Annotated in this window: 9 protein-coding genes and 7 pseudogenes; 10 read left to right on the plus strand and 6 right to left on the minus strand. The window is 48.3% G+C overall.

Going from position 1 to position 13000, the window contains the following annotated elements; all coding sequences use genetic code 11:
• Positions 1–152 precede the first annotated feature (152 nt).
• Positions 153–617 (plus strand): GyrI-like domain-containing protein, encoded by a 465-nt coding sequence (locus tag KGP25_RS25455; protein WP_123061062.1) that lies wholly within the window; start codon positions 153–155, stop codon positions 615–617.
• Between the two features lie 204 nt (positions 618–821).
• Here the strand turns inward: KGP25_RS25455 and KGP25_RS25460 are convergent.
• Positions 822–1030 (minus strand): annotated as a pseudogene (locus KGP25_RS25460) (IS91 family transposase); the annotation flags it as partial.
• A 166-nt stretch (positions 1031–1196) separates the two neighbouring features.
• On the opposite strand from KGP25_RS25460, the gene KGP25_RS25465 reads away from it, so the two are divergent.
• From KGP25_RS25465 to KGP25_RS25490, 6 genes and pseudogenes are all read left to right on the plus strand, one after another.
• Positions 1197–1595: a hypothetical protein gene (locus KGP25_RS25465; protein ID WP_223540633.1), complete on the plus strand. Its 399-nt coding sequence runs from the start codon at positions 1197–1199 to the stop codon at positions 1593–1595.
• Positions 1596–1621: 26 nt separating this feature from the next.
• Positions 1622–4723, plus strand: coding sequence for an inverse autotransporter beta domain-containing protein (locus tag KGP25_RS25470; protein WP_223540634.1), 3102 nt, complete (start codon positions 1622–1624; stop codon positions 4721–4723).
• Between the two features lie 428 nt (positions 4724–5151).
• On the plus strand, positions 5152–5574 hold the full coding sequence (locus tag KGP25_RS25475) for a hypothetical protein (protein WP_223540635.1): 423 nt from the start codon (positions 5152–5154) through the stop codon (positions 5572–5574).
• 54 nt (positions 5575–5628) lie between these two features.
• Positions 5629–5703, plus strand: a pseudogene (locus tag KGP25_RS25480) (30S ribosomal protein S5 alanine N-acetyltransferase); the annotation flags it as partial.
• A gap of 9 nt (positions 5704–5712) precedes the next feature.
• Positions 5713–6363, plus strand: a pseudogene (locus tag KGP25_RS25485) (YceH family protein).
• 2 nt (positions 6364–6365) lie between these two features.
• A complete protein-coding gene (locus tag KGP25_RS25490; RefSeq protein ID WP_223540636.1) occupies positions 6366–7289 on the plus strand; it encodes a Gfo/Idh/MocA family oxidoreductase in 924 nt (307 codons plus the stop codon).
• A gap of 112 nt (positions 7290–7401) precedes the next feature.
• On the opposite strand, the gene KGP25_RS25495 is transcribed toward KGP25_RS25490, so the two are convergent.
• Both KGP25_RS25495 and KGP25_RS25500 read right to left on the minus strand, forming a co-directional pair.
• Positions 7402–7692: an Ail/Lom family outer membrane beta-barrel protein gene (locus KGP25_RS25495; RefSeq protein ID WP_123061066.1), complete on the minus strand. Its 291-nt coding sequence runs from the start codon at positions 7690–7692 to the stop codon at positions 7402–7404.
• Positions 7693–7894: 202 nt separating this feature from the next.
• A pseudogene (locus KGP25_RS25500) lies at positions 7895–8275 on the minus strand (transposase); the annotation flags it as partial.
• 83 nt (positions 8276–8358) lie between these two features.
• On the opposite strand from KGP25_RS25500, the gene KGP25_RS25505 reads away from it, so the two are divergent.
• The 3 genes and pseudogenes from KGP25_RS25505 to KGP25_RS25515 all read left to right on the plus strand — a co-directional run.
• Positions 8359–8691: a hypothetical protein gene (locus tag KGP25_RS25505; protein ID WP_123061067.1), complete on the plus strand. Its 333-nt coding sequence runs from the start codon at positions 8359–8361 to the stop codon at positions 8689–8691.
• Positions 8678–9058 (plus strand): IS66 family insertion sequence element accessory protein TnpB, encoded by a 381-nt coding sequence (gene tnpB, locus KGP25_RS25510; RefSeq protein ID WP_143345826.1) that lies wholly within the window; start codon positions 8678–8680, stop codon positions 9056–9058. The genes KGP25_RS25505 and tnpB overlap by 14 nt, the downstream gene beginning before the upstream one ends.
• A 6-nt stretch (positions 9059–9064) precedes the next feature.
• Positions 9065–9829, plus strand: a pseudogene (locus tag KGP25_RS25515) (IS66 family transposase zinc-finger binding domain-containing protein); the annotation flags it as partial.
• Positions 9830–9994: 165 nt separating this feature from the next.
• Here KGP25_RS25515 and KGP25_RS25520 read toward each other — a convergent pair.
• The 3 genes and pseudogenes from KGP25_RS25520 to KGP25_RS25530 all read right to left on the minus strand — a co-directional run.
• On the minus strand, positions 9995–10483 hold the full coding sequence (locus KGP25_RS25520; RefSeq protein WP_223540637.1) for a hypothetical protein: 489 nt from the start codon (positions 10481–10483) through the stop codon (positions 9995–9997).
• A 39-nt stretch (positions 10484–10522) separates the two neighbouring features.
• Positions 10523–11354, minus strand: a pseudogene (locus KGP25_RS25525) (IS630 family transposase); the annotation flags it as partial.
• Positions 11355–12536: 1182 nt separating this feature from the next.
• A pseudogene (locus tag KGP25_RS25530) lies at positions 12537–12661 on the minus strand (IS3 family transposase); the annotation flags it as partial.
• Positions 12662–13000 lie beyond the last annotated feature (339 nt).

Here is a 13000-nt window from a genome sequence, read left to right on the forward strand (position 1 = left end):
CAGTTGGCGACGTGTTTAATTTTGTTGACCCACAGCACAAATCGTGAGTATGTTCAGAGCTTGCATCTGAGCGAGGGGGTGGGCAAGCCCGCAGGGCGCGTCAACCTGTCACATTGGGGTATAATTCAAATTTACATAGAGAGACAATCATTATGAAACCAAAGACTGAACATATAAAAAGCTTCTGCGTGGCGGGGCTTTGCGTACGTACGAAAAACATTGATGAGTTCAATTCTGAAAGTGCAAAAATCCCTGGACTATGGGCAAAGTTCTATTCAGAGGGGGTGACAGAGCAGATCTCAACACGGTTACCAAATACTCCAATTTTTGGCGTTTACTCAGCTTATGAAACTGACGCTACCGGCTTCTATGATTTAACCGTTGGTGTATCTGTTGATAAATCAAACAGCGATTTTGAAAATATTGTCATTGAAGCTGGGGAATATCTCGTTTTTGAAGCAAGAGGGGCTATGCCCGATGCGATGATTCAAACCTGGTCTTATATCTGGTCTTATTTTGAGCAACACCCTGAGATATGTCGCAGTTTTCTTACTGATTTTGAAGCTTATAAAAGTCCTGAAGAAGCTGATATCTACATAGGTATTAGCACTACATAATCTTTTCAAACTCAATTTCCATAAGTCTACATTGTGGCTCAGCCCCCAACGTAGACAAGGAATATGTCCAAAACTCATCAATATTCACATATGCTATGTGCATATTGAATTGTTCAGAAATGCACTTAGCGTACGTTTCCGTACGGTTGGGCTTCGGAACCCTTTTTCAGGCTGTCAGAGTGCTCAGGGCGGATCTTCCCTGTGTCAGGCCGGGATATACCTCATCAGACTGATTTCCCGAGCGTGGATTTTCAGCTCCTGCACATTCAGGCCCGCCACCGCCCGGCGGTACACCATCTGGCCACCTCACAGTACGCAGGCAAACGGGTCATACCGCAGGACTGCTTACTCATCTGCGCGTAGCAGACCTTTGCCGCCGGCTCCGGTTTATCCATTTCCAGCGCGCTGTACAAAGTTAGCTATTAACACAGCTACCCGGTCACTACCTCAATACGCAAAAGACTTAAATAATGTGGATTTTTGGGTTTTTGAATGAGTTTTATTGCATATTTGCAGCGATGTGTTTATGTGATCATAATTAAGTTTATTTTGAAATTATCTCACGGTGATGGTTAATACATGGACAGAAAAACGCACCTAGTAATTATCTCTGTTGTTTCTTCACTCCTGATTGGATGTAATTCGGTCGGAAAGACCCGGCCTTCTTCAGTTTCTCTTGTTTCATCTCAGGGCCAGAAAAGCAGCATCAGCGCAAAATCAGATGGTCGCCAGTGTGTTGATAACTTCGACCTCCTGAAGCAACTTAATATGTCTGCGTATTCCGGATATAAAGCCCAGTTTGACAGCGTTAACCGACAGTACGCGTACTATAAAGCTAATGAAGAATTAATGGAAAAGGACCCTAAAGAAGTTATGGTCATCACTCTGAATGATAAGCTGAATATGATTTGTGACAGGGTTAAAAGTCAGACGTTTGTTGAAATACGAAACCGCATGTTACAGGTTTCTAAGATTTAATTATTGATATATTCGGGGGGCTGTTTGTGTTTGCTGACATCAGGGTTTTTGAAAAAACGCGGCTGTTTGTTTTATTTTACTGGGTCATAAGTAGTTTTCTTTTCCCTCTTGCCCCGCTTGCATTTGCTTCCCAGCCTGATGGGATGGAAAGGCTCGGGGAGATGAGTCATCTGATGGAGGCTGGTCACGGGAAGACGGAGGCATTGCTCTCTGAACCTTACGGAAAGGCATCGTCACTCCCGGCGCCTGAGGTGTCTGTTGTTAAGCCATCCTCAGAGCCTTTGCGGGGTGCAGCGTTTCCCGGCAAAAACAACAACCACAGCAACCCTGATATTTCAGTTCATTCAGCCGGAACGGACTCTTCAGAGCCTGCGAGTCCACCATTAATGCCGGGCAGTATACATAATGAAACTTCCCCCCAAAAAACCGAACCCCCTCAGGCCCTGCTGAGCGGGGTTCAGTCCGTCTGGGGAGTTATGGGGGCGGATGACCGCGCCGGGGCTGCGCGCTCAGCAGCGCTTGGACGTATCAACGGAATGGCCAATGGGGTGATGAATAATGCCATACGTGACTGGCTTGGGCAAAAAGGCAATGCACGTGTTCAGATAGATACGGAAAAACGCGGGAGCGCTGATTTACTGGTTCCTCTGGTGGATGCTCAGGAGCATCTTATTTATGGTCAGGCCGGCGTGCGGCGTGACAGAGACAGAACAATCTGGAATGGCGGTCTGGGCGTGCGGTATTACCCGGCAGAGGAATTCATGCTGGGAGTTAACAGTTTTTATGATTATGACCAGACGGGCAATAATGCCCGTTATGGTGTAGGGCTCGAGGCCAGAACTGACTATATCAGTCTTTCAGCGAACCGTTATTTCCGAATTACTGACTGGCATCAGTCGGTGCTTGATTCCATGCGTGATTATGATGAGCGCCCTGCTAACGGTTATGACCTGAGGGCCAGGTACTGGCTGCCGGCATATCCGCAGGTTGGTGGGGAATTTACCTACGAAAAATATTTCGGAAAAGGAATAGCTTCCGGAACAGGCTCTGCCTCTCCTGATTCCCTCCGGGATGCTCCGCAGACCTTTACGACTGCCGTAAATTATACGCCTTTCCCGTTAATGACAGTCACTGCCGGTCACCGTTCAGGTGACTCATCTGACCTGTTTGCCAGGATTGATTTTAACTGGCGGTTTGGATTGTCGCTTTCTGAGCAGTTAAGTGCTGACAATGTCAGCATTATGCGTAGTCTTAAGGGCGGCCGTTATGACCTTGTTGACCGTAACTATAATATTGTCATGCAGTACCGCAAGCAGGAGCTTGTTTCATTGTCATTACCTCCGTCATTTGAGGGGGAGGCGCTGACGAGTATTCCGGTTACCGCAAAGGCGAAGGCAAAGTACGGAGTTTCCCGCGTTGAGTGGGAGGCCGGCGCCTTTATTGCAGCCGGAGGGCAGATTGTCACAGGGGCAAATCCTCTTGAGGTCAGCTTGGTGTTGCCTGCCTGGAATTCGCCTGAAACGGGAAAAGAAAATACCTACACTCTTACTGCAGTAATGACCGACAGGGAAGGCAACAAAGCGGAAGCCCGGACGGTTATAACCGTGAAGGCGTCTTCCGTTCAGGCCACTCTCAGCGTTGTGTCAGATAATGCGCTTGCAGACGGGCGGTCTGCCAATCAGGTGGTGGTTAAGGTGACGGACGCCAGCGGGAAGCCAGTGTCCGGAATGGCGCTGAAGGTGATTATATCCCCTTCGACAGGAAAGAATGAATGTACCATCAATGGCTCGTCTGACTGCGGAGGGTTTGCGGCAACAACGGATGCTTCAGGCCAGGTTGCTCTCAATATAACTCACTTAAGGGCGGGCCAGTACGCGCTCAGTACAACGCTCATCAACGGCAACAGTTTTGTAACCGGTGTGACTTTTGTACCGGTGAATGCCTCCGTTACCGGTATGACCCTGCTGGCAACTTCTCCTGTAACAGCCGGGCAGAGCAGCATGCTGACGTTAAAGGTTGTCAACCGCGATTCAGCTCCTGTAACAGGCCTGCAATCCTCTGATATCGTGCTGAGTAACACCCTGACGGGACAGGATTACAGTGGAATTGTCTGGACAGACAACGGAGACGGAAGTTATTCCGCGAGCGTTGTGATGACGTCTGCCGGCATAAACACTCTTAAAGCGAATATACCAGCCAGTAACATCGCGGCAGATGCCAGCGTGAGCGTGACGGCGGGCGCGCCGGATGCGGCCCGTTCATCGCTGGCCGCGGCGCCGGCGACCATAGCGGCTGACGGGGTGGCGGCGAGCACGCTGACCCTGACGCTGCGCGACGCGCTGAACAACCCGGTGAGCGGGCAGGCGGTTGCCTTTGCCTCGACCCTCGGGGGGGTGACCTTCAGCACGGTGACGGACAACGGAGACGGCAGCTACACGGCGACCCTGACCGGAACGACGGCGGGCGCTGCGGCGGTGAGCGCCACGCTGGGCGGTGCGGCCTTCGGGGTGGCCCCGGCCGGCGTCACCCTGACTGGAGATATAACAGGTGTCACCGCAGGTGGTTACACATTCGCTAAAGCTGCCGGGTTCCCTACTACCGGCTTTAAAGGGGCAAAATTCACCCTCAATCTGACTAACGGTGCCGTCGCCAGCGATTATACATGGACTTCAGACGCATCATGGGTCTCGGTCAGTAACGGAGTAGTGATGTTTACTGCAGAAGGGACTATATCTCCTGTTACCATTACGGCAAAACCAATTACCGGTGGTAGGGTCTTGAATTATACATTTACAGTAAATAAATGGTTTATTAACGCGGGAACAACTATCGAAAATTTTGATAACGCTAAAAATTATTGCGAAAACTTGGGTTATTCACTACCGGATAGCACTGCTTTTACTCCTGACTATTTTAATCCTTCGCGTGGTATAGGTGCTCTATGGTCAGAATGGGGTGCCTTGAATTCTTATTCAGGATCAGGTTTTTTAGATTTTCAATCTATCACTCATGGAGTCTACAGGGTTAGCAATATAGTCGGAATTCAAGGTTTTGGAATTATGCTTGAATATGGACAGGTCTATTTTCTTCCAGTTTCAGATCGTTCAAATATAGTGTGTCAAATGTAAAGATAATTATTGTACGGTAAGCCTGTTTTTTGAACAGGCTTACTGTTGTAATAGGGTGTACTCCCGCTCTATACGCCGTTTTCAGGGATTTGACCTTAATTGGATAACCTAAATGCAATACAGCAAGAACAACAACTTAAAAGCGATAGCCGCTGACGTAAAATCAATCCGTTACGAATCTCGATTGGCTAAATAATGCGCTTAACGTACAAAAATTTCCGATCTCCAAACTGCGGTTCTGGTTGTCTGAGTTCACAGCAAAAAATATCCCGGCATATTGTTGTGGTTCTGTGTTTTTTATTGTGTGAATTGATTTTTATAATGATTTGCATGTGTTTTAATATTTTTTATGAGTTATTTTGAGTTTTTAACTTTTCCATGACATGCTATTTTTAGATACACTCATGGTGCTTTTTAAGGGTTTCAGATTGGAAAAGCATTTAACTCCCGTTGAGTTCACTGGGATTTATAACAATCTCTATTCAATCTCCGACAGTTGGGCTGATCTCTGGATGATGTTGTTTGTTACCAGAGTGCCAGTCGGAAGGATTCTGATGCTGAAATATAATGATGTTCATGAAGATGTGATTTTCCTGAAATCCCACAGGAGATATAAAGGGGAGTTTTTAAATATGAATATAAGCCTTAAAAAGTTGATTCAAATACGTGCTAAACGATATCCTGATGATGTCTATATTTTCCAGAGCCATTCAAATTACAAAAAGTTTAATCAGAGCCCTTTGACATTAATTGCGTTTAACCGAGCATTAAAAATAGCTTCAGAAAAAGTGACGACTAAAACCGTTAGCAGTAAAAGCGCCTATATAAAACAGAGGCTTTGTTATATATAAAGAGCGGTAACATCGTACTATATGATTAACTCCATTGTACTATAGAGTTCTTTGCTGCTGATAGACGGAGAGTGGCGCGACCACGTTCTGACGGCGTTAACCACCCGGGACTGGACCGCAGGTCGTTAAGGAGAAAAGATGAAGTATCAGCTAAACGGTACAGAAGCGCGCGTGATTGGGTGCTTACTCGAAAAACAGGTCACCACGCCGGAGCAGTATCCGCTCTCCGTCAACGCCGTAACCATGGCCTGCAACCAGAAGACCAACCGCGAGCCGGTGATGAACCTCAGCTAGCATGAGGTTCAGGACGTGCTGGATGCGCTGGTAAAACGCCACTATCTGCGCACCGTCAGCGGCTTCGGCAACCGCGTGACCAAATACGAAAAGCGCTTCTGTAACTCCGAATTCGGCGACCTGAAGCTGAGCGGTGCGGAAGTGGCGGTCATCACCACGCAGTTGCTGCGCGGGGCGCAGACGCCGGGAGAGCTGCGCACGTGCGCTTCCCGTATGCATGAGTTCAGCGACATGCAGGAAGTTGAGCAGACCCTGGAAGGGCTGGCTTCTCGCGAAGACGGCCCATACGTGGTGCGTCTGGCGCGCGAGCCGGGCAAACGTGAAAGCCGCTATATGCATCTGTTCAGCGGCGACGTCGATGTCGCTACCGTGGAGAGCGACGCGGGATCCTCAGCAGGCACTGACACTCTTGTCGCTAGGGTAGAGGCGCTGGAAGACGAGGTCGCCGGGCTGAAACAGCGTCTGGATGCCTTGCTGGCACATCTGGGAGAATGACGGTGAAAAAATTACGCGTAGGCGTGGTGGGGCTCGGCGGCATCGCGCAAAAAGCCTGGCTGCCTGTTTTAGGTGCGGCGACGGACTGGACCCTGCAAGGGGCATGGTCACCCACCCGAGAAAAGGCAGAACGTATCTGCGAAACCTGGCGCATTCCGTATGCCGCCTCTCTGCAGGATCTGGCCCGCGAGTGTGATGCGGTTTTTGTGCATACCTCAACGGCAACCCACTATCAGGTGGTGAGCGAGCTGCTCAATTTGGGGGTTCACGTCTGCGTGGATAAGCCGCTGGCGGAAAATGTTCAGGATGCCGAACGGCTGATTGAGCTGGCCGCGCGCAAAAAACTGACGCTGATGGTGGGCTTCAACCGCCGCTTCGCGCCGCTTTACCAGCAGCTGAAGGCGCAGTCGGACACGCTCGCCTCGCTGCGGATGGATAAACACCGCACCGACAGCATTGGGCCGAACGATCTGCACTTCACCCTTCTGGATGATTATCTGCACGTTGTGGATACGGCTCTGTGGCTGAGCAACGGCGAAGCGCTGCTGAAAAGCGGTACCCTGTTAACGAATGACGAGGGGCAGATGGTCTACGCGGAGCACCACTTCGCCGTTGAGCATCTTCAGATTACCACCAGCATGCACCGTCGGGCGGGAAGCCAGCGTGAATCCGTGCAGGCGGTGACCGAGGGCGCGCTGTACGACATAACGGACATGCGCGAATGGCGGGAAGAGAAGGGCAACGGCGTGGTGACGCTCCCGGCGCCAGGCTGGCAGAGCACCCTCGAGCAGCGCGGTTTCGCAGGATGCGCCCGTCACTTTATCACCTGCGTGCAAAATCAGACGGTTCCTGAAACGTCCGGCGAGCAGGCCATTCTGGCGCAGCGCATTGTGGAAAGGCTCTGGCGCGATGCCATGAGCGAATAACTCGCTGTAACATCTGCGGATAGTAATTCGTTGAAATCCGGGTAGACTAAGCGCCGCTTGATTGTCCTGAAGGAAATAAAAACACGCCCCTGGAAGGGCGTGTGAAATCTCGTCAGAAGCGGTAGCCCACGCTGAAGCTGTTGATGGAATAGGTTGTATTCCAGTACTCCGGTCGGCTGCCTTCGTAACCGACATTCAGGGACAGATTTTCTACCTGGTTAATGCTCACCCCTGCGGCGTACGCAAAGTTTGTGGAAACCGAAGAACCATTAAACGTTTGATTACCGCCCGGCTCGTCAGCCCGCACACTGTTGCGCCACACCAGACGGGAGTCAGCCTTCGTGCCGGCAGCACCAATCAGGCCATAGAAGCTGAGATACTGGTAAGCATCCGGTGAACTCATAATGACAGCTCCGATGGGGCCGGCATCAGGTTTCTCCGGGAAGCGTTCGTCAGGTGGTGAAGTACTGAGTGAGGTATTCCGCGCGTGTGGCGCTGGAACTTAGTCAGGTATGCTATGGCGATGAAGCCTTGTGGGAAGCGGGCTCCCGCTATTTACGGACTCAGGCGCGCAAGTCCTTAGTGCGGATATCGGGGGCTTTCTGTCAGGCTCCTTCGCGCACGAAGACGAACCCCGGCAGCGGCAGCAAGGCGTCTAGGTCTTCTTCCGGCCAGCCCGGTAACTGTTGCAGAACGTTCGTCAGCCAGGCATGTGGATCAAGACCGTTCATCTTCGCTGTTTCCAGCAGGCTCATGATTTTTGTGGCACGCTCACCCGCTGCAACCGAACCGGCGAAGAGCCAGCTGGAGCGTCCCATCACCACAGGTCTGATGGCCCTCTCACAGCGATTATTGTCAAGGGGTAACGCGCCATCCTCCAGGAAGCGACTGAGAACCACACGACGTTTTAGTGCATACGCGATCGCTTTACCCAGCGCGGAGCTCTCCGGGCACGCTTCTTTCTGCTGCTCCAGCCATTGCCACAACGTAAGCATCCGGTGAACTCATATTTTCTTAATTATTTCAGCGGGTAATATCAGCAACATCTTTAACTGACGAAGGATGTTTACTGATGAGACAACGATGGTTCATTGAGAAGAAAAAACACCATGTCGCCAGCTGGCGGGCCAGCGGTCTTACCCGTCAGCAGTATTGCGAACTTAACGACATACCCTTTACTTCATTCCGTGAATGGCCGCAGGATGTCGCAAAGGCAGAGCGACGCGCCAGCGAGCCCGCTGTGCTGCCCGTACATATCACGGAAGCTACGCCGCCTGCTGAACCTTTTTCACCCGTGGTAAATGAGCCCGTAACCCTCTTTCTCCCCGGCGGGATACGCATGTGCTGCCATCCTTCGCAACTCACCGATGTCTTCAGGGCTCTCAAATATGCTGACGCCTGAAAATGTCTTTCTCGCCGTCAAACCCGTTGATATGCGTCGGGGGATCGACACGCTGACGCAGTATGTCCAGAATGAGCTCAACGCGTCGTGGCACGAAGGAGCCGCCTTCGTCTTCACCAATAAATCCCGCTCGCGTATCAAAGTGTTGCGCTGGGATAAACACGGCGTCTGGTTATGCGTTCGCCGTCTGCACAAGGGGAACTTCCGCTGGTCCCGGGCGAGTGATGTTGCCTGGTCCCTCACTACCGATGAGTTCAGCTGGCTCGTCAGCGGCGTTGACTGGCAGCAGGTCAAAGGTCACGATCTCACAAAATGGGTCTTCCGGGATGCAACTGAATCTGCACCAAAAGCCAGTATAACCTTATGAACAATAATGACTATCTGTGCCGGATGCGGTATAATTACCCGCATGGATATCTCTGTTCTCTCCACCACCAACGACATCGAGCAACTTCGCACACTGGCACTTGCCATGGTGCAAAATGTCGTGTCTGAGAACGCTGAAAAAGAAGAAAAGCTTCGCCAGCAGAATATCTCTCTTCAGCAACACATCCTTCTGCTGGAAGAAGCGCTGAAACTGGCACGCCAGCAACGGTTCGGTAAAAAGGGCGAAACACTGGCCGGTATGCAACGCTCCCTGTTCGAAGAGGATATGGATGCGGATATCGCTGCGGTTGAAGCGCAACTGGACACGCTGCTTCCTGCTGAAGAAAAATCAGCTCCGGAACGTCCGGCACGAAAACCGCTACCGGCCCATCTCCCGCGTGTCACAAAAACTATCGAACCGGCCTCAACCGAAAGCTGTCCTGACTGCCAGGGCGCACTGCGTCACATCCGCGATGAGGTGAGCGAAAAACTGGAGTATATCCCGGCTCGCGTCGTGGTTAACCGGTACGTTCGCCCGCAGTATGGATGTACCTGCTGCCAGCGGGTGGTCAGCGGTGATATGCCTGCACACATTATCCCGAAAGGTGCGGCAGAGCCGTCACTCATCGCCCAGATGGTGATCAGCAAGCACTGCGACCATATGCCCCTGTACCGCCAGCAGTCGGTGCTGGCCCGCTCAGATATCCATCTGCCCGTCAGCACGATGGCTGATATGGTAGGGCGTGCGGGGGCAGCACTTACACCACTGGCGGAATTGTTCATCGCTGATCTGCCATTTGCCGCCCGTCATATTTTCTCCTTCAGAAATTATCAGTTACGACATCTGACAATCCCTTCTGGGATTGATTCTTATTATCTGAATTCGTATGTATTGATCATGTAATTAATCTATATACACATGGTCTCCCTCTTTATTTTAATTTCCGAAACATTGCTTTGTTAGCTTGCTGTATCTTTCATGGAAGTCACGATTGAGAGGGATATGCGGGTTTTCTCCGCCCAAAAAATGAGTAATCACCCCCTGGTGATTTGCAATGTAATTAACAAAGCTTTCTTTATTGTTGAATTCTTTTTTTGTGAATGATATTTCTGGAACTGCATTTTCCCAACCCGCATCAAACTTACCTTTTACTTTAAGGCTGAAACTTTTCTCATTAACTACAATTTCTATCCTTTTCTCTTTATTAGATTTTAATCCTTCCATTTCCTGATTGATAGAAAAATATATTTTTTGTGATTTTTTATCGCACGCAAATGCACCATATCGGATATCGGATTTTTCCTTCCCATAATATAAAGTCTGATTTTTAGAATACCATCCAAGGGGTGAATCACTTGAGCTTGCCAAAGATGTGCTGGAAAAAACAATAGAAACACTAAAACATAACAATGAAATATATCTCATTCTGCTGCCTGCCTTTACCTCGATAATTTTTGGAAAATATCACAAAAGCAAGGTGCTAACAAGCCGCTGATCTAAATAGCTGCGTCTAATACCGCTCCACTTTTCCTGCCCATGTTTTCCTCCGGGGAGCGGGCTGACGGTTTCCATAAAATGGTGAACCTTTCTCAACAACTGCCACATTGTCCGGCACTGATGGTTCCGGGTTATCGTATCGTGCAGGGCCTGCCAGAGTCGCTCAACATGGTTCACCCACGGCGAGTAAACCGGCTGGTAAATCACTCTGAACTTCGGGTTTTCCTTCAGCCAGCGCTGTGTTTCACGGCTTTTATGAATGATGTAGTTATCCACGATAAGCGTGATGGTTTTGCCCGGTGATACGTGGCTTTAAGGTGTTTCAGCAGGCTGATAAACAGTACCGAACTTTTGCTGCTTCTCCCCACGTAACTGACTTTTCCTGTGTCGCTGTGCAACGCCCCGGTCAGATAATATTTTCCATTCTGCCCCGGTGTGACCACACGTTTCTGATGCCCGCGCAACTGCCAGTCCGCTCCGATTTGGGGATTGAGGTGGATATCCACTTCATCCTCATAAAAGACCGGGTGATCTGTGCTGCATTCGTCCAGCGCTTTATGGATGGCGGCCATCTTTTCATCTTTATGCGGATCATGCATACACAGCGTCGGAGCCGCCCTGCGCCATACTATCCCAGCGATGGGCAACCAGCGATGAAGAGTTCCCACATGAAGCGGGGATCCTGTTATCTCATTGATTTTTTTATCGCCAGACGTTCTGTTCTCCAGCGCGAACGCTGATAACCAAAATCACCGGGAGAATACTTTATCTGTTCACGTAACAGGATGCAGATATGCTCAATTCCAAGTATAGTGTATTTGTAAGAAGTGGCATCAGAAAATGATTATATCTCCTACATTGTCCTTGAATCTGTTCAGAAGTGGTGTTTGATACTTTCCCTTTAGATTGTATAAGTTGATCTCCGAAATACGGAGGGAAAGACAGCAGCAGTGTGGTCAGTTCTCTTTTTTTATTTTTATAAGCACAGTGGTTTGAAAATAATAGCCAATAAAACACATAAAAAAATCTATCATTCATTGTTTATTGCTGCCATTGTTAGATACAATACGTTATAAATCCATTAGCAATGACATGGATGAATTCAAAATTAATATAAATCACTTAACCAATACTAAAGTTATAATCTGTACTATATATTTCAGGGTGTGATATTGGAATGGAAAATAGCCATTTAAAGAGTTATTAGGTTAATATGATATCACACTGAAATCAAACTAAATAAAAAAAGTGAGCAGACTATATACTGGGCAATTACATTTCAAGGGTATCCTATGAAATTTCCATTACGCCGTATAATCTGGATTGTTGCAGTTTTGATGGGGTGTTATTCAATTTTTTTTGTTGACCAAACAAAACTACCAACAATGCATACAGGGAATTTGTTGTTATTTGTAGGTTTGATTTTCTCTTTAATAGATGTGGTAAAAACAATAACACGTTGGTAAGCCCATATTAATGGGGGGGGTAGTTAATTTATGATTTTTCCTTAATAACAAGATGTGTTTAATTACAAGTTCCATATAAAACGGGCAATACATGACAGAGATACATAAAAATATTTGTTTAGTGTCATGCATGTAAATATTCCCCAAAAATAACAAAATCACTTTTAGTGATAAAGTTGTTCCCGTTCCGTGAGTAGTCTTATTTTGATGAACATATTAAGGAATAGAAAAATTATACAGAAAATTCAGCTATAGTAGCGTGAGCATCATGATGACACCGAAAATCATCACCAATGCAGCCCACAAGATATTCCTTCTCCGCTCGCGCCTTCTTCCTCTTTCAAAAGGAGACGATATATGACAGTGATAGCAATATCCCGCATAGGGGTTCGTCAGTTTTCCGCAGTACGGGCAGCATTTCAGGATAGTCGGTAACATCTTCAGTCCTCCTATTGTGCCAGTGTCAATAATTTCAGCAGGCAACCCCGGTTTACCACTATGCTGTCTGGCACCCAGACAACTCGCTGAGCAGGAATATTAAGATCGATTTCTATTGCCAGCTCTTCACGGTTAAAACCACCCACACATTGAAGGTCTTGAAGTTTATACCACGGATTAGCGTATCGAACATAAAATCAATGGGCTATCTCTGATTAAGCACCTCAGGTGTTACCAGGTTACTAAATTGCTTGCTCTTCAAAGAAAATTCAGTTTCAGCAGGAATTAAATCATGGCAACCCGTTATGCTTCCAATTACTCTCATAGCAAATTGCATCTTCAGGCGTCTAACATGCGAGGCTTTAGAGAAAGCCAATTTCATGTGAGATATAATATAACGTCATATAGAAAAAGCCCGTATGAACGGGCAAAAAAAAATGTGAAACAAATAATGATGTAATCCAACCTTTTCATTATAATGGAAACTTATTATTATAATGGTGTATTTTTATATGTTTTTTTTACTTAATTTACACACAGA

This window comes from Enterobacter sp. JBIWA003, from assembly GCF_019968825.1.
Classification (GTDB): Bacteria; Pseudomonadota; Gammaproteobacteria; order Enterobacterales; family Enterobacteriaceae; genus Enterobacter; species Enterobacter quasiroggenkampii.

Bases quoted from the DNA above. Each gene is read 5' to 3' on its own strand.
- KGP25_RS25520 (WP_223540637.1), bottom strand. From the start codon at position 10,483: ATGAGATATATTTCATTGTTATGTTTTAGTGTTTCTATTGTTTTTTCC.
- KGP25_RS25465 (WP_223540633.1), top strand. From the start codon at position 1,197: ATGGACAGAAAAACGCACCTAGTAATTATCTCTGTTGTTTCTTCACTC.
- tnpB (WP_143345826.1), top strand. From the start codon at position 8,678: ATGCTGACGCCTGAAAATGTCTTTCTCGCCGTCAAACCCGTTGATATG.
- KGP25_RS25495 (WP_123061066.1), bottom strand. From the start codon at position 7,692: ATGAGTTCACCGGATGCTTACCAGTATCTCAGCTTCTATGGCCTGATT.
- KGP25_RS25455 (WP_123061062.1), top strand. From the start codon at position 153: ATGAAACCAAAGACTGAACATATAAAAAGCTTCTGCGTGGCGGGGCTT.